We start from the raw sequence: 16,430 nt of genomic DNA, 5'->3' as shown, positions 1-16,430 counted from the left end.
GATGGCCGGTTCCCTCTTCGAAGCTGCATTGTCCGAACATGCGAGCGACATCGAAAAAGCGCTCGACCGGCTGCTGCCGCGCGTTGAGGGGCCGGAAAGCCGTCTTGCGGAAGCCATGCGCTATGCGGCGCTGGGTGGCGGCAAGCGTTTCCGCCCCTTTCTGGTGGCACAAAGCGCCCGGCTCTTCGCGGTGAATTCCGAATCGGCACTGCGCGCCGCCGCTGCGGCCGAATGCGTTCATATCTATTCGCTGGTGCATGACGACATGCCCTGCATGGACGACGACGATCTGCGCCATGGAAAACCGGCCGTCCACAAGGCTTTCGACGAGGCAACGGCGATGCTGGCCGGCGATGCCTTGTTGACGCTGGCCTTCGAGATCATCGCCGATCCTGCGACCCATGAGCGCGCCCGCGTCCGGATCGAACTGGTGCGCCGCCTGGCCGCCGCAGCCGGCGCGCGCGGCATGGTCGGCGGCCAGATGATCGACCTGAAGAGCGAAGGCGCGCCGCTCGATATTGGCGGCATTACGCGCCTCCAGCTCCTGAAAACGGGCGCGCTGATTGCGTTTTCCTGCGAGGCCGGCGCGGTGCTCGGCCGCGCCTCGGTTGAGGCCGAGCATGCGCTCCATGCCTATGCCCATGACATGGGGCTTGCCTACCAGATTGCCGACGACCTGCTTGATGCCGAGGGGGATACGGACCTCATGGGCAAGAGAGCCGGCAAGGACGCCGCCGCCGGAAAAGCCACTTTCGTCTCGATTCTGGGGACGGACCGTGCCCGCGCCCAGGCCCGGATGCTGGCCGAACAGGCTGTCCAACATCTTGATTTGTTTGACGAAAGAGCCGACCTTTTGCGTCAGGCCGCGCATTTCGTTATAACGCGCCGCAACTGAGGTCCGCCGGTTTTCGGTTGGCCCCGGGCCCTTGTCGGGCCCCTATCCGGTCACCGCGCCGGCCGAGGTGAGTGTTTGAGCAGCAAACCTGCGACCCCATTGCTTGACCGGGTGAATAGCCCGGCGGATTTGCGCGCCTTTCCCGAAAGCGATCTGCGCCAGATTGCCGATGAATTGCGCGCCGAAATGATCGACGCCGTCTCGGTAACCGGCGGCCATCTGGGTGCGGGTCTCGGCGTGGTCGAACTCACCGTCGCGCTTCATCACGTGTTCAACACGCCGGAAGACCGCATTGTCTGGGATGTCGGCCATCAGGCCTATCCGCACAAGATTCTGACCGGCCGCCGCGACCGCATCCGCACGCTGCGCCAGGGCGGCGGCCTGTCGGGTTTCACGAAGCGCGCCGAAAGCGAATTCGATCCCTTCGGCGCGGCGCATTCGTCGACATCGATTTCGGCCGGTCTCGGCATGGCGGTCGCGCGCGATCTCAAGGGCGGCACCAACAATGTTGTTGCCGTCATCGGCGACGGCGCGATGTCGGCCGGCATGGCCTATGAAGCGATGAACAATGCCGGCTCGATGGACAGCCGCCTGATCATCATTCTCAACGACAACGACATGTCGATCGCCCCGCCGGTCGGCGCCATGAGCGCTTATCTGGCACGCCTTCTGTCGGGCGGGGCCTATCGTTCGATGCGGCATCTGGCCAAGCAACTGGCGCAACTTCTGCCGAAACGGCTGGAGGAAAGCGCCCGCCGCGCCGAGGAATATGCGCGCGGCATGGCCATGGGCGGGACGCTTTTCGAGGAACTCGGCTGCTATTATGTCGGCCCGATCGACGGACACAATTTCGACCACCTGCTGCCAGTACTGAAGAATGTACGCGACGCCGGCGAAGGCCCGATCCTCGTCCATGTCGTGACGCAGAAGGGCAAAGGCTACGCACCGGCCGAGGCCGCCGACGACAAATATCACGGCGTTTCGAAATTCGACGTCATCACCGGTGCACAGGCAAAAGCGCCGGCCAATGCGCCGAGCTACACCAAGATTTTCGCCCAAAGCCTGATCGCGCATGCCGAACGCGACGACAAGATCGTTGCGATCACGGCGGCCATGCCATCCGGCACAGGTCTCGATCTCTTCGGCGACCGCTTTCCGACACGGACTTTCGATGTCGGCATCGCAGAGCAGCACGCGGTTACCTTTGCCGCAGGCCTCGCGACCGAAGGCCTCAAGCCGTTTGCGGCCATTTATTCGACATTTCTGCAGCGCGGCTATGACCAGGTCGTGCACGACGTGGCGATCCAGCGCCTGCCGGTACGTTTCGCCATCGACCGCGCCGGATTGGTCGGTGCCGACGGCCCGACCCATGCCGGCGCCTTCGACGTCGCCTATCTGGCCTGCCTGCCGGGCTTTGTCGTCATGGCGGCGGCCGACGAACTGGAACTGATGCATATGGTGGCAACGGCGGCCGCCATAGACGACCGGCCCTCGGCCTTCCGCTACCCGCGCGGCGAGGGCATTGGTCTTGATCTGCCGGAAATCGGCACGCCGCTCGAGATCGGTCGGGGCCGTATTCTGCGCGAAGGCACAAAAGTGGCGATCCTGTCTTTCGGGACGCGGCTTCAGGAGGCGCTGAAGGCCGCCGACCAGCTTGCAGCGCTGGGGCTCTCGTCAACGGTCGCCGACGCGCGCTTCGCCAAGCCGCTCGATGAGGAACTGGTGGCGCGTCTTGCGCGCGAACATGAAGTGTTGATTACCGTCGAAGAAGGATCTGTCGGCGGTTTTGGCAGCCATGTACTTGATTTTCTGGCCCGTTCCGGCGCGCTCGATCACGGCCTCAAGGTCCGGCCGATGACGCTGCCGGATTTCTTCATCGACCATGACAAGCCCGAAAAGATGTACGATCTCGCGCATCTCAATGCGGCGCAGATCGTCGAAACTGCGTTGATGGCGCTCGGACTTGAGCGGCAAATCACCGACATCGCCGCAATCGCGCCGCAGTCTCTACCCAAACTCGTCTGAGAGCGCCGATGTCGGGCAAAAAGCGCCGCCTCGATCTTGCACTGGTCGAGCGTGGGCTGGTTCGGACGCGGGCGCGCGCACAAGGGGCGATCCGATCCGGCCATGTACGTGTCGGCGGCCGGCCGGCGGCGAAGCCTGCCGACCTGGTTGACGATGGCGATGAGATCGAAGTGACGGCGCCCGAGCATCCTTATGTGTCGCGAGGTGCATTGAAACTGCGACATGCGCTCGATCATTTCGCACTCGACCCATCGGGTATGATCTGCCTCGACGTTGGCGCCTCAACCGGCGGCTTTACCCAGGTGCTGCTGGAACGCGGCGCGGCCGGCGTGGTTGCGGTCGATGTCGGCCACGGCCAACTTGCGCCGGAAATTGCGGGCGACGCCCGCGTTCGCGCCATTGAAGGATTGAATGTGAAAGACCTGACGCGCGAGCGCGTGCCCGAACGCATCGAATTCATCGTCGCTGATCTGAGTTTCATCGGTCTTGCAAAAGCGCTGCCGCCCGCGCTGGCATTGGCCGCACCTGGCGCCCACTTCGTTGCGCTGATCAAGCCGCAATTCGAGGTTGGACCGGAAAATGTCGGCAAGGGCGGCATCGTCCGCGACGTCGATTTGCATGCGAAGGTCTGTGACGAGGTTTCGCACTGGATGGATGAGGAAATGAACTGGCGCGTCATCGGTATTGTCCCGAGCCCGATCGAAGGCGGTGACGGCAATCGGGAATTCCTGCTGGCCGCTTGTCATGACCGCTGAAATCGAGGTCGAGATCGGCTCGCTCGGCGCGCAGGGCGACGGTATTGCCGAAACGACGGCGGGCCTGCTTTTCGTGCCTTATGTCCTGCCGGGTGAGCGTGTGCGCATACGCCCGGAAGGCGAGGGACGGGCGGCCCTGGTCGCGATTCTCGAGGCATCGCCCGACCGCGTGGAGCCGCCATGCCCGCATTTCACGGTTTGCGGCGGCTGCGCGCTCCAGCATATGGCGCCGCAAGCCTATGCCGCATGGAAGCATGCGCAGGTGGAGGCAGCATTGCGCCCGCGCGGTATCGTCGCCAGCATCGATGCGCTCCAGCCGGCGCAGCCGCGAAGCCGGCGCCGCGCCACCTTCTCTGCGACGCGCAGCCGGAAAACGCTGACGCTCGGCTATCACGCGAAGGCAAGCCATACGATTATTCCCATAGTGGAATGTCCGCTGGTCGTGCCGGAGATCGAGCGCGCGCTGCCGGCGCTCGGCGTGTTGGTTGGCCACGGGCTCGCGCGCAACGCGCATGCGTCGTTGCTGGTGACTGCGACGGCGAGCGGTCTCGACGTGGCGGTAAGCGGCGGAAAGACCCTGGATGGGCCGCTGCGTGCCGAGTTGGCAAAGCAGACAGAGATTGCCGATCTCGCACGGCTGTCATGGGACGGCGAGATCGTTGCCGAGCGGCGCGCACCGTTTGTTGATCTGTCCGGACTCGGCCTGACCCCGCCACCCGGTGCCTTTCTGCAGCCGACGATCGATGGCGAAGCGGCTCTGGTGCGTCTGGTGCGCGACGGTGTCGGGGGCGCCGGTCGGATCGCCGATCTTTTCGCGGGCTGCGGCACCTTTGCCGCCGCACTGGCGCCCCAGGCCGCCGTTCATGTGGTCGAGAGCGAAGCAGCATCGCTTGCAGCCCTTTCTCGTGCGGTGCGCGAGCAGGGGCCGATGCTCCGCTTCAAACCGGTGACCCCCGAAACCCGCGATCTGGTGCGCCGGCCGATGCTCGCGAGTGAATTGAAGCCCTTCGACGCGGTGGTGTTCGACCCGCCGCGCGCCGGGGCTGCGGCGCAAGCGGCGGAACTCGCAAAGTCGATCGTGCCCGTTGTCGTCGGCGTGTCCTGCAATCCGGCCACATTCGCCCGCGACGCCCGGACATTGATCGATGGTGGCTACGGCCTGAAGCGTCTGACACCGGTGGACCAATTTCTCTGGTCGCCCCATATTGAAGTGGTCGGTATTTTCACAAGGGACTGAGAACGCCAATGGCAGGACCGCTGGCACGTCTTGGATATGGTGCGGCACAGGGCGCGCGGGTCGCCTGGTTCATGGGTCACTATCTGGCGCTGCGCCGGATGCATGGTCCATTGACGCCGCCGGGTGAGGCCCCGGTGGCAATCAAAGGCGCCCGTCCCGGCTGGCAGGGCCTTGTTGCCGCCATGCGCGAGCTCTTCGAGCGCGACTGGAAGAACATCGAGTCCGGGATTTATCGCCTACCCGCCGATTTGCCAGCCGATCCGGCCGCTGCGGTCGAGCGCAGCATGGCGTTCTTCCGCGACGCCCGCGCCGTCGACGAGCGCCGGTTGGCGCGGCGCCACTCCGAAGTGCTGACGCCGGCGTTGCGCGGCAGGTTTCCCAGATACTATTTGCAGAATTTCCACTACCAGACCGATGGCTGGCTCTCGGAAAAATCGGCGCGACTCTACGACACGCAGGTCGAAGTGTTGTTCACCGGCACAGCCGATGCCATGCGCCGTCAGGCGCTGGTCCCGTTGGCCGAGGCGTTGCAAGGGCGCGACCAGCGCAAGCTGCATTTGCTCGATGTTGCCTGCGGGACCGGCCGCTTTCTGGAAACGGTATCCGGAAATTATCCACGGCTGAACATGACCGGCATCGACCTGTCGCCGCCTTATATCGCCGAAGCCCGGACACGGCTCGCGCGCCGGCGCAACGTAACGCTGGTGGAAGCCAATGCCGAGACTCTGCCGGTCGGAGAATCGACGCAGGACGTTGTGACCTGCATCTTTCTCTTCCACGAACTGCCGCCAAAGATACGCAAGGTCATCGCTGCCGAAATGGCGCGGGTGTTAAAGCCGGGCGGCGTCCTGATACTGGTCGACGCGTTGCAGACCGGCGACAGACCTGACTTCGACGGCCTTCTGGAGTTTTTCCCGATTGGTTTTCACGAGCCCTATTTTTCTTCCTATCTCAAGGAAGATCTGACCGCGATCTTCGCGCGCGCGGGGCTTGAGCGTTTGGGCCAAACGCCGGCCTTTCTCTCAAAGGTCATGTGGTTCGGGAAACCGGCCTGAGCCGGATCAGTGGACGCGGCCCGTATATTGTCCGATTGCCGCCTGGATCACCTCGGGCTTTGCATCGAGGGTGTTGAGCTTGACGGTAATCTGCTGCGGACCGGTCATGCGCCAGCAGCGATACATCAGGCGTCGCAGCGGATGCACCTGCACCGGGTTCTCCACAGCCGTTTCGATGGAGCGGCGCAATTCGACACGCAGTTCGGAATTGCGGATCGTGCGCAGATAGCGGTCGACAATCTCCGTGCCTGCGATGGCGTTCCACGGCAGCAGTCCGAGCCGATCGAGGGTGAGGCCCGACGGCGAAATCTCGATCGCGCGGCGGTCGCGCCTGACATAGGGCCAGTGATAGAGCGCCCCATAAAGCACAATCAATGCGCCCAACGTCGCAATCGTCGGTGCCCGCGTGATGGCGTGAAGCAGCAGCACCCCGGCAATCAGGATGCCGCCATAGACGATGCCCTCACCCTTCTCCTTGGCATAATGGACCGTCAGCGGCGCCGACGGTGCGGCCATCGTCCGTTCTGCGTCACTCACCGTTCTGCCCCCTGTTCCTCAGCCAATGATCCGCCAATATGCAAGCCATCATTGCCTCGCCGACCGGCACGGCGCGGATGCCGACGCAGGGGTCGTGGCGGCCCTTGGTGACGATCTCTGTCTCCTCGCCGCCGGGCGTAACCGTTTTGCGCGGGCTGAGGATCGACGAGGTCGGCTTCACCGCAAAGCGAACGACGACATCCTGTCCGGTTGAAATGCCGCCAAGAATGCCGCCCGCATGATTGGATGTGAACAATGGGCCGCTATTGCCCGCGCGCATCTCGTCGGCGTTCTCCTCGCCAGAAAGAGCAGCGGCGGAGAAGCCATCGCCGATCTCGACGCCTTTGACCGCATTGATGCTCATCATCGCGGCTGCAAGATCGGCGTCGAGCTTGCCGTAAACCGGCGCGCCGAGGCCGACAGGCACGCCTGTGGCAACGATTTCGATCACGGCGCCGCAGGACGAGCCCTGCTTGCGCACACCGTCAAGATAGTCTTCCCACTGCGCCGCAGACCGTGCATCCGGACACCAGAACGGATTGCGCTCCGTCTCGTCCCAATCCCAGTTGGCGCGGTCGATCTTGTGCGGGCCCATCTGAACCAGTGCGCCGCGGATCGAAACGCCCGGCAAGACCGCGCGCGCGACGGCACCCGCCGCCACCCGCGCCGCCGTTTCGCGCGCCGAGGAGCGGCCGCCGCCGCGATAGTCACGGATGCCGTATTTTGACAGATAGGTAAAATCGGCATGGCCCGGCCGGAATTTACTGGCGATGTCGCCATAGTCCTTCGAGCGCTGATCGACATTCTCGATCATCAGCGAAATTGGCGTGCCGGTCGTGAGTTCAAGCCCATCCTCGACGAAAGTTCCAGAAAGGATTTTGACCGCGTCCGGCTCGCGTCGCTGCGTCGTGAAGCGCGATTGGCCGGGCCTGCGGCGATCGAGCCAGTGCTGGATGTCTTCCGCTTTCAGCGCGAGGCGCGGCGGCGTGCCGTCGACCACGCAGCCGAGCGCCGGCCCGTGGCTTTCACCCCAGGTCGTCACGCGGAAGAGATGGCCGAACGTGTTGTGCGACATGGCCCTGAAACACGGCCGCCAGCGAGGCCGTCCTTGCAAAAATGTTACGACGCGCGCCCGGCGAATCCGGGCAGGTCTCGGAAGCAAACCATACAGGAGAAGTTCAGACGATGCTCATATCCGGCGCGTCCTCGGCCTTCATGCCGATGACATTGTAGCCGGCATCGACGTGATGGACCCCGCCGGTTACGCCCGAACCCAGATCGGAGAGGAGATAGAGACCGGTCTTGCCCACTTCCTCGATCGTCACCGTCCGCTTCATCGGCGCGTTGAGCTCGTTCCACTTCAGGATGTACCGGAAGTCGCCGATGCCCGAGGCCGCCAGCGTCTTGATCGGCCCGGCCGAAATCGCATTGACGCGGATATTGTTGCGCCCGAGATCGACCGCCAGATAGCGCACGCTCGCCTCCAGCGCCGCCTTGGCGACACCCATCACGTTGTAATGCGGGATGACCTTTTCGGCGCCGTAATAGGTGAGCGTGACAAGCGAGCCGCCATCGGTCATCAGCGGCTCGGCGCGGCGGCAAAGCGCGGTGAACGAATAGCAGGAAATGGCCAGGCTCGCCGTGAAGTTTTCGAGCGAGGTGTCGACATAGCGGCCGTCGAGCTCATCCTTGTTGGCATAGGCAATCGCGTGAACGAGGAAATCGAGCTTTCCCCATTCCTTCGACAGACGTTCGAACACGGCGTCCATGCTGGCCGCATCGGTAACGTCGCAGGGCATGACAAGGTTCGAACCCACCGATTCAGCCAGCGGCATGACGCGCTTCTGCAGCGCTTCACCCTGGAAGGTGAAGGCCAGCTCCGCACCCTGATCGGCGCAGGCCTTGGCGATTCCCCAGGCGATCGACCGATTGTTCGCGACGCCCATGATGAGCCCGCGCTTGCCGGCCATCAGGCTGCCCTTAAGGGCCGCGCCCTCGATGCTGGTGGCTTTGTTCATTGCGTCCCTGTCTTGTTCGCTGGCCGAAAATCGTCGCGCATCCTACACAAAAGCCTATAGCGGTCGAACAAAAAAGGCCCGGATTCCGGCCGTTCGGCCGGTTCACGAATCATGTCCGTTCATGTCGGTTCAGGAATCCGAAAAATCCTTGCGCGGATTGTGCTTAGCGCCTGCCGTCCAGGTCGCCGCAAAGTCCTGCAAGGCCTCATCGGGGGGCTCGGGAAGAACCAGCGTCAGCGTCACATACTGGTCGCCCGGCGTGCCACCTTCGGCGGCGATTCCGCGGCCCTTCAGGCGCAGCCGGGTGCCGGAATTCGACCCCGCCGGCACCGAAAGCGATACCGGCCCCGAAATGGTGGGTACGTCGACCCGCGCGCCAAGCACCGCCTCCGGAAGGCTCACCGGCACGGTGAGGTGAATGTCGCGGCCCTCGCGGCGGAAATGGGGATGCGGGTCGATGGCGACGGTGACGAGCGCATCTCCGGCCTCGGCACCGCCATGCCCGGCGCCGCCCTGTCCGCGCAATCTGATCTGATTGCCGTCGTCGATGCCGGCGGGGACATTGACATCAAGCATCTTGCCGGCGGCGAGGCGCACTCTTTTACGGGCGCCGTTGGCGGCGTCGAGAAAGCTCACGGTCAGATGGTAGGTCTGGTCGTCGCCGCGGGCGCGAAAGACACGTTTGCCGGCGCTGCGAATACCCTCGAAGAGTTCCGAGAAAATATCTTCCGACACCGGATGTTCAGTCGCCCCGCCCCGCATGGTTTCCTCGAAGGCGGAGGCCCGCGCGACACCGGCCGCGGCACGCCGCTCGGCCTCATAGCGCCGACGGGCGGCGTCGTCCTTGAGCTGATTATAGGCGGCCGTCACTTCCTGGAATCGGGCCTGCTGGCGCGCCGCATTGCCTTCGCTCATGGCGTCGGGATGCAAACGCTTGGCAAGCCGGCGATAGGCCGCCTTGACCTCGGCGTTACCCGCGTCCGGCTTAAGTCCCAGAATTTCGTAAGGATCGCGCACGGCGCCCGATTCTCCGCCCAAGTGAAACCCGAAGATTAGCCGCCGCCGCGATACGAATTGGTTAAGGCGCGGTGCCGACGTCGAGACGGTCGAGCTGCGCCTCGGGCGGCGCTGGCGCTGTCACGACGAGGGCTGCATCGGCATCGGTGGGTGGCATCGGGCCCGGCAGGTACGGCACCAGGACCGTAAGACGATCAAGCGCCTGCGCATGGCCGGCGCGCGCCGCCAGCGCATACCAGGCAAGCGCCCGGGCAGGATCCGCCTCGACACCAAGCCCGCGCTCATACATCACGCCGAGATTGTATCGCGCGACCGGAACGCCCGCCATGGCGGCCGCGTGAAACCAGAAAGAGGCCTTCTTGTAGTCCTGCGGGATGCCGTCGCCGTCGAGATGCATGAAGGCGGAATTGACTTGCGCGGCGACCAGACCGGCACGGCCGGAACGTTCGTAGAAATAAAGGGCACGGTCCGGATCGCGTCCGACGCCTTTGCCTTGCCGTAGCATCAACGCGACATTGCGCATCGCGGCGAGATCGTCGCGCTGCGCCAGAGGCAGCCAGATATCGAAAGCTTTTTTGTAGTCGCCTGCGTCATAGGCGGCGACAGCCTCATCGAAATGGGCGCCATCGGGGTGGGCCATCGCGGCGCTCTGCTCGATCCGGTCACGCACTGTTGTGCCCGGACCTTGCGCCAGCGCGAATTGCGGCCATGCAAGGGCCGCCATCAAGACGACGCAAGAACAGAAGCGGGTGAGCCGAAATCGTTTCATCTATTCAGACCCACCCGCCGAAAAATCAGTTCCGGATTTGCCACGATCCGTCGGGCTGGCGGCACGCCGTGCCATAGGCCGTCTGGCTCCGGCCTTCGACATAGATCGTTTGCGAATATTCCCGGCAGGTCAGGCCGCTATATTGCTGCGCTGCCTGGGGTGTCACCGTACCGTAGTTGCCCGAGTCCGGATTGCGCCACTGAACAGGTTGACCCGTGCGGCCGGTCTCGAGGGCATTGTAGGTGGTCTGCCCCAAATAGGCCTGGTCGGCGCGGTCGAGCGATTTGCCGATCTCGCTGCCGAGTAACCCGCCGAGCAACACGCCGGCACCAGTGGCCCAGAGCCGGCCCGTGCCGCCGCCAACCTGCGAACCGAGAAGGCCACCGGCGACGGCGCCACCGACAGTGCCGATGGTTTGCTTGTTGATCCCGCTGCCGCCATAGGGGCTTTGGGTGCAGGCGGCAAGCGCCAGCGCGACAGCGCCGATGGCAATTCCTTTGACGAGTTTCATGGGCTCCATCCTGTTGTTTGCGAACGCACCTCAATATTTCCAGGCGGGGCAGAAAAATCCCTTTCCGGAACCATATAAGAACTGCGCTATATAGGACAGCGATTGTGGCGAGATTAGAGCAACGCCACCGCCGGATTGGGCTGAAATCGGCCATTCCGGATCGTTGGTGACGAAACAGGACGTTTTGATGAGCGACACGACAACACCGGCCGACGAGACCGAAGTCTTTACGTCTGAGGATCCCATCGCGCTGTTTGACGAATGGATGGAGCTTGCGTGGGCAAAGGAGCCGGAAGACGCCAATGCCGTTGCGCTCGCAACCGCCGACAGATCGGGTCTGCCCGACGTGCGCATGGTGCTGCTGAAAGATGTCGATGCGCGCGGCTTTGTTTTCTACACCAATCTCGAAAGCGACAAGGGGCGCGAGCTTGCCGAGAATCCGCAGGCCGCACTTTGTTTTCACTGGAAGAGTTTGCGACGGCAGGTGCGCGTACGCGGGCAGGTCAGCGCGGTGAGCGAGGAAGAGGCTGATGCCTATTTCGCGACGCGTGCGCGCGACAGCCAGATCGGCGCCTGGGCGTCGCGGCAATCGCGCCCGCTCGAAACCCGTTTCGCGCTCGAACGCGAAGTTGCAAAATTTGCAATGAAATTCGGCCTCGGAAAGGTGCCGCGGCCGCCGCACTGGTCGGGATTCAGGATCGTCCCGACACGGATCGAATTCTGGCGCGACCGGCCGTTTCGCCTGCATGACCGGCTGGTTTTCGAACGCGAAATCGACGGCGCAGCATGGCGCACGGCACGGCTTTTTCCCTGATTACCCCCCCTCTGTCACGGAACTGTCACAAAACTGTCACAAATCGGATTGAGCGGTATTCTTCGATGAACGCGGACGGCCCGACAAAAAAACTTATCCCCGGTTCCGCCGACCATAATGGACGGCTGATGCGCCGCGCGACCTACGCGGCAGTCGCAGTCGCCATCACGCTGGTCGCGGTCAAGGCAGTCGCCTTCTGGATGACCGGCTCGATCGCGATGCTCGGCACGCTGTTCGACTCGCTGCTCGACGGCGCCGCCTCGCTTCTGAACCTCTTTGCGGTGCGTCATGCGCTGACACCGGCCGACAAGGAGCATCGCTTCGGACACGGCAAGGCGGAGGCGCTGGCCGGGCTCGGGCAGTCGTTTTTCATTTTTGCATCGGCCGGCTACATTGCGGTCGCGGCGGTCATGCGGCTGCTGAACCCGACGCCCATCGAAAATTCGCTGGTGGGTATTGCCGTCACGGTTGTGGCCATTGTCGTCACGCTGGCGCTCGTCGCCTATCAGCGCCACGTCGTCGCCCGCACGCAGTCTCTCGCCATTGAGGCGGATTCGATCCACTACCGTGGCGATCTCCTGATGAACCTGTCGGTGATCGCCGCGCTGGTGCTCTCCGGCATGTTCGGCTTCCACCGTGCCGACCCGCTCTTTGGCATCGTCATTGCGGCGTTGATCGCCTGGAGTGCGGCGAAGATCGTCCTGGCGGCGCTCAACCAGCTGATGGACCGCGAATTGTCCGAAGAAGAGCGCGAACGGATCAAGGAAATTGCCATCGCGCATCCGGAGGTCGTCAGCCTGCACGATTTGCGCACGCGCGCCTCGGGCGTTCACACCTTCATCCAGTTCCATCTCGAAATGGACGGCGCGATGCGGCTGGTCGAGGCGCATCGTATCGCCGACGAAGTCGAGCGCGAGGTGATGGCGGAATTTCCGGGCTCGGAGGTGATCGTGCATCAGGACCCGGCCGGGCTTGAAACGCCGACACGCCTCGAACGGATGTGACCTTGGCCGACACCACCGACAAGGCGCTGATCACCTTCCTGTCGCGGCCCGAGACCTACGGCCTCACGCCGGAGACGCCGGTCGCGCATGTCGAAACCCATATCTCGCATGTGTTTCTGGCCGGAGATCGCGCCTTCAAACTGAAAAAGCCGGTGCGCTTCACCTTTCTCGATTTCTCCGATGTCGGGAAGCGCCGCGCGGCCTGCGAGACGGAAGTGACGCTCAACCGCCGCACCGCACCCGAGATCTATCTCGGCACCGTGCCGGTGCGCCGGACGCGCGCCGGCTTGCGGCTCGGCGGCGACGAAGGAGAGGTTGCCGACTGGCTGGTCGAGATGAAACGCTTCGCGGCCGAGGGACTGCTGGCGACCATGGCCGATGAGGGCCGGTTGAAGCTGACGTTGATCGAGGAGCTGGCGGCCGCCATCGCGCGCTTTCACGCCACGGCCGAAATCTGCCGCGACGCCGGCGGCGCCGAAAGCTTTCGGAAGATCGTCGAAGACAATCTGGCCGACATGGAACCGGAGGTCGGACCCATATTCGACCGGGAGACCGTGCGTGAGGTCGACCGCGCCTGCCGCACCCTTGTCGAGCGCAACCGGGCCCTGCTCGATGCGCGCCGCGCCGCGGGCTTCGTGCGCCATTGCCATGGCGACCTCCATCTCGGCAATGTGACCGAGATCGACGGCCATCCGGTCATTTTCGACTGCATCGAATTCAGCGACCGCATTGCGCGGATCGACGTGCTCTACGATCTGGCCTTTCTGCTGATGGACCTCGGTTTTCGCGCGGCGACGGACGAAGGGCTGCGCGCGCATGCCAACCGGGCGCTCAATGTCTATCTCGATCACCTGGCGCAGCCGGATATCGAGGCCGCATGCAGGGGCCTCGCGCTGCTGCCGCTCTTCATGGCGACGCGCGCCGTCGTGCGCGCCAAAGTGACGGCGGTGCAGGCGAAGGGAGAGGCGACGGAGGGCAAGCGGAAGCTGGCGCGCGCCTATCTGGATTTCGCCCAGCGCCTGCTCGACGACAAGCCGCCGCGCCTTGTCGCGGTGGGCGGCTTGTCGGGCACCGGCAAATCGACCCTGGCGAAGGCATTGGCGCCGTCGCTCGGCGGCGCGACGGGCGCGGTCCATCTGCGCACCGACATCATCCGCAAGCGCCTCTTCGGCGTCGGCGCCCTGGAGCGATTGCCGGACGAAGCCTATGCGCCGGGTGTGGGAACGCGCGTCTATGACGAGGTCCTGCGGCTGGCGCGGATCGCGCTGATGGCGGGGCAGGGCGTTGTGGTCGATGCGGTCTTTGCGCGGGCCGAAGAGCGTCAGGCGGCCGCCCGGCTTGCCGCCGATCTCGGCGTTTCTTTCGACGGGCTCTGGCTCGAGGCGCCGGCGGCGGTGCTTGAGGCGCGTGTCGCCGCTCGGGAGAAAGAGGGACGCGACCCTTCGGATGCGGGCGTGGCGGTGTTGCGGCGGCAGCTTGGCTACGATCTCGGCGAGATGAGCTGGACGAAGCTCGATGCCTCGGGGACGCCGGAGGAGGCGCTGGCCGCGGCATGGAGCTCTATCGACAGCAAACAACGGCCGTAGAAGACTGGGCAGATGTTGCGTCGCCGTTTGTAGATGGTTGTCACTTGACAACCACATCTCATTCTCCTAGATTGATGAGGCAACATGGCGGGCCGCCCGCGTCATCCCAGCAAGGAGATCGAGCAGGCTGTTCGGTATGCGGAAGAAGCCGGGTGGGGTTTCAGCGAGGGCCGGGGACATTGTTTCGGTTATCTCCGCTGTCCCTGGAACGATGAGACATGCCGCTGTGGTGAATTCTGCCAGTTCTCGATCTGGAGTACGCCGCGCTCGCCCGAGAACCACGCAAGACAAATCAGGCGGCTTGTCGATCATTGCAAGTACAGGCAGGCCGACACTGGCACGTGAATGGAGAAACCTGTGAAGCTCTACGAATTCGAGCTGATCTTCTCGCTGCCCGAAGCCGTCGGGAGTGACGACGATATCGTCAATGCGCTTTTCGAAGCGGGCTGCGATGACGCCGTCGCCGGTATTGGCAAGCGCGGCCGTATTGCGCTCGGCTTCTCGCGTGAGGCGGCGAATGCCGAATGGGCCATGATCTCGGGCCGCGAACAGGTGTGCAAGGCGGTGCCGGGTGCGGAATTGATCGAAGCGAAGCCCGATCTCGTCAACCTCAGCGAGATCGCCGAGATTCTGGGCTATACGCGGCAGAATATGCAGAAATATGCGGCCAATCCGGGAAAGACCGCTTTTCCCTCGCCCGTCCATAGCGGCGCGCCGGACATATGGCATCTCCACGATGTTCTTTCATGGCTGCGCGGACAGAAGAATGTGGCGGTGGACGAGGGCTTGATCGAAACGGCGCTTGCCGCCGCGCGTCTCAATGCCGAGGCGCGGCGCCGGCATTTCGAGGCCGCGAGCGTCAGCCGCAGGTTGGCTGTTTGAAGGCGCTTCCGCCGCTGGCGGCGGCGCGCGCCTTCCTCTAGATTGCGCCCATGACCCAGATTGAGAACGTCGAACGCCGAACGCTGATCCTGACCGGTGCAAGCCGGGGGATAGGCCACGCGACCGTGAAGCGCTTTTCGAGCGCCGGCTGGCGCGTCATTACCTGTTCGCGCCATCCCTTCCCGGAAGACTGCCCGTGGGAAGCGGGGCCGGAGGATCATATCCAGGTCGATCTCGCCGACCCGAAAAACACCGAAGCCGCCATCGCCGAAATGCGCGAGCGGCTGAAGGATCAGGGCAGCCGGCTCCATGCGCTGGTCAACAATGCGGCGATCTCGCCCAAGGGCCCGGGCGGCTCGCGGCTCGGCGTCTTCGAAACCGGGCTCGATGTCTGGACCCAGGTTTTCCAGGTCAATTTCTTCGCCTCCGCCATGCTGGCGCGGGGCCTCGTGGAGGAATTGAAAGCCGCGCAGGGCTCGGTGGTCAACGTCACCTCGATCGCCGGCGAGCGCGTGCATCCCTTTGCCGGCACCGCCTATGGCACCTCGAAGGCGGCGCTGGCGGCGCTGACGCGCGAAATGGCAGCCGAGTTCGGCCGCCTCGGCATCCGCGTCAATGCGATCTCGCCGGGCGAGATCGACACCGCGATCCTCTCGCCCGGCACCGACAAGATCGTCGCCGAAATCCCGATGCGGCGTCTGGGGACGCCCGAGGAAGTGGCCAAGACGATCTATTTTCTGTGCACGGATCAGTCGAGCTATGTCAACGGCGCCGAAATCCAGATCAATGGCGGCCAGCACGTTTAGAGACGTGGTGCTTCTGCTTTTTTAGCCTTTGCCAACGGTCTGTTTCCTTTCCACCCTCAGGGGGAGGGTGGGAAATGAGCGAAGGACGAGCAGAGCAATCACAGCGTGAAAATCACCGCGCTCTGGCTGTCGCGGAAATTGGCGTCTTCGTCGACGGTGAATGTCGAGACGATGTAACCGGTGGCGTCTTCGAAGATGCCGCTGCCGCCGTCGATCTGGCGGATGATGCAGCCCTGCTGGATGTCGGGCTCGACCGTTTCCTCGATGAAGCCTTCGCCGCGCGTCGAATAGAGGATGGTGCCGGCGCCGAAGGCGATTTCGCCGCTTTCGGTGAAGCCGCCATATTCATCCGTTTCGACCGTGGCGCTCATGGAGGCCGACGAGCCGTTCTGGCGCAGCACATCGTCGACGCCGGCCGGGATCGGCGCCGTCGCCTCGATCGTCATTTGCGTGCCCATGTCGTCGCCCGGCGCGACCTTGCCCGCAAAAGTCAGTTGATAGCGAAGCTCCGGCATGAGG

17 protein-coding genes are annotated in these 16,430 nt (G+C 63.9%); 10 read left to right on the top strand and 7 right to left on the bottom strand.

What is annotated here, in order from left to right; translation table 11 throughout:
• The first annotated feature begins 1 nt into the window (after nt 1).
• The 5 genes from Q7V31_RS06975 to Q7V31_RS06955 all read left to right on the top strand — a co-directional run bounded on the left by Q7V31_RS06975 (nt 2) and on the right by Q7V31_RS06955 (nt 5,967).
• Nucleotides 2–895 carry a polyprenyl synthetase family protein gene (locus tag Q7V31_RS06975; RefSeq protein ID WP_304733306.1) on the top strand — a complete coding sequence of 298 codons (894 nt, stop codon included), beginning with the start codon at nt 2–4 and terminating at the stop codon, nt 893–895.
• 75 nt (nt 896–970) lie between these two features.
• A complete protein-coding gene (gene dxs, locus Q7V31_RS06970; protein ID WP_304733305.1) occupies nt 971–2,920 on the top strand; it encodes a 1-deoxy-D-xylulose-5-phosphate synthase in 1,950 nt (649 codons plus the stop codon).
• A gap of 8 nt (nt 2,921–2,928) precedes the next feature.
• Nucleotides 2,929–3,675, top strand: a complete 747-nt coding sequence (locus tag Q7V31_RS06965; protein ID WP_304733304.1) for a TlyA family RNA methyltransferase — start codon at nt 2,929–2,931, stop codon at nt 3,673–3,675.
• Nucleotides 3,665–4,912, top strand: coding sequence for a class I SAM-dependent RNA methyltransferase (locus Q7V31_RS06960; RefSeq protein WP_304733303.1), 1,248 nt, complete (start codon nt 3,665–3,667; stop codon nt 4,910–4,912). Before Q7V31_RS06965 ends, Q7V31_RS06960 begins: the two co-directional genes overlap by 11 nt.
• 8 nt (nt 4,913–4,920) lie before the next feature.
• The gene (locus tag Q7V31_RS06955) at nt 4,921–5,967 is read left to right on the top strand and encodes a class I SAM-dependent methyltransferase (protein WP_304733302.1); all 1,047 of its coding nucleotides are present in this window, start codon (nt 4,921–4,923) and stop codon (nt 5,965–5,967) included.
• A 6-nt stretch (nt 5,968–5,973) separates the two neighbouring features.
• On the opposite strand, the gene Q7V31_RS06950 is transcribed toward Q7V31_RS06955, so the two are convergent.
• The 6 genes from Q7V31_RS06950 to Q7V31_RS06925 all read right to left on the bottom strand — a co-directional run bounded on the left by Q7V31_RS06950 (nt 5,974) and on the right by Q7V31_RS06925 (nt 10,819).
• Nucleotides 5,974–6,504: a hypothetical protein gene (locus tag Q7V31_RS06950; protein ID WP_304733301.1), complete on the bottom strand. Its 531-nt coding sequence runs from the start codon at nt 6,502–6,504 to the stop codon at nt 5,974–5,976.
• Entirely contained in the window at nt 6,497–7,579 is a 1,083-nt protein-coding gene (aroC, locus tag Q7V31_RS06945; RefSeq protein ID WP_304733300.1) for a chorismate synthase, read from the bottom strand. The genes Q7V31_RS06950 and aroC overlap by 8 nt, the downstream gene beginning before the upstream one ends.
• Nucleotides 7,580–7,682: 103 nt before the next feature.
• Nucleotides 7,683–8,522 carry an enoyl-ACP reductase FabI gene (fabI, locus tag Q7V31_RS06940; protein WP_304733299.1) on the bottom strand — a complete coding sequence of 280 codons (840 nt, stop codon included), beginning with the start codon at nt 8,520–8,522 and terminating at the stop codon, nt 7,683–7,685.
• 129 nt (nt 8,523–8,651) lie between these two features.
• Nucleotides 8,652–9,560, bottom strand: coding sequence for a DnaJ C-terminal domain-containing protein (locus tag Q7V31_RS06935; protein WP_304733298.1), 909 nt, complete (start codon nt 9,558–9,560; stop codon nt 8,652–8,654).
• A 40-nt stretch (nt 9,561–9,600) separates the two neighbouring features.
• Nucleotides 9,601–10,308 (bottom strand): tetratricopeptide repeat protein, encoded by a 708-nt coding sequence (locus Q7V31_RS06930; protein ID WP_304733297.1) that lies wholly within the window; start codon nt 10,306–10,308, stop codon nt 9,601–9,603.
• Nucleotides 10,309–10,333: 25 nt separating this feature from the next.
• The gene (locus Q7V31_RS06925) at nt 10,334–10,819 is read right to left on the bottom strand and encodes an RT0821/Lpp0805 family surface protein (protein WP_304733296.1); all 486 of its coding nucleotides are present in this window, start codon (nt 10,817–10,819) and stop codon (nt 10,334–10,336) included.
• 187 nt (nt 10,820–11,006) lie between these two features.
• Between Q7V31_RS06925 and pdxH the strand changes: the two genes are divergently transcribed.
• From pdxH to Q7V31_RS06900, 5 genes are all read left to right on the top strand, one after another.
• Nucleotides 11,007–11,633, top strand: coding sequence for a pyridoxamine 5'-phosphate oxidase (pdxH, locus tag Q7V31_RS06920; protein WP_304733295.1), 627 nt, complete (start codon nt 11,007–11,009; stop codon nt 11,631–11,633).
• A gap of 128 nt (nt 11,634–11,761) precedes the next feature.
• Complete coding sequence (locus tag Q7V31_RS06915; protein WP_304733294.1) at nt 11,762–12,637, top strand: cation diffusion facilitator family transporter; 876 nt, start codon at nt 11,762–11,764, stop codon at nt 12,635–12,637.
• A gap of 2 nt (nt 12,638–12,639) precedes the next feature.
• The gene (locus tag Q7V31_RS06910) at nt 12,640–14,223 is read left to right on the top strand and encodes a bifunctional aminoglycoside phosphotransferase/ATP-binding protein (RefSeq protein ID WP_304733293.1); all 1,584 of its coding nucleotides are present in this window, start codon (nt 12,640–12,642) and stop codon (nt 14,221–14,223) included.
• Nucleotides 14,224–14,580: 357 nt separating this feature from the next.
• A complete protein-coding gene (locus Q7V31_RS06905) occupies nt 14,581–15,105 on the top strand; it encodes an AlpA family transcriptional regulator (RefSeq protein ID WP_304733292.1) in 525 nt (174 codons plus the stop codon).
• A gap of 50 nt (nt 15,106–15,155) precedes the next feature.
• On the top strand, nt 15,156–15,911 hold the full coding sequence (locus Q7V31_RS06900; RefSeq protein ID WP_304733291.1) for an SDR family NAD(P)-dependent oxidoreductase: 756 nt from the start codon (nt 15,156–15,158) through the stop codon (nt 15,909–15,911).
• Between the two features lie 98 nt (nt 15,912–16,009).
• Here the strand turns inward: Q7V31_RS06900 and Q7V31_RS06895 are convergent, their stop codons facing one another.
• Nucleotides 16,010–16,426 carry a hypothetical protein gene (locus Q7V31_RS06895; RefSeq protein WP_304733290.1) on the bottom strand — a complete coding sequence of 139 codons (417 nt, stop codon included), beginning with the start codon at nt 16,424–16,426 and terminating at the stop codon, nt 16,010–16,012.
• Between the last annotated feature and the right edge of the window lie 4 nt (nt 16,427–16,430).

It is taken from the genome of Parvibaculum sp. (genome assembly GCF_030651915.1).
Classification (GTDB): domain Bacteria; phylum Pseudomonadota; class Alphaproteobacteria; order Parvibaculales; family Parvibaculaceae; genus Parvibaculum.
The sequence above is the reverse complement of the archived record's forward strand: the minus strand, read 5'-3'. Positions and strand labels throughout refer to the sequence as shown.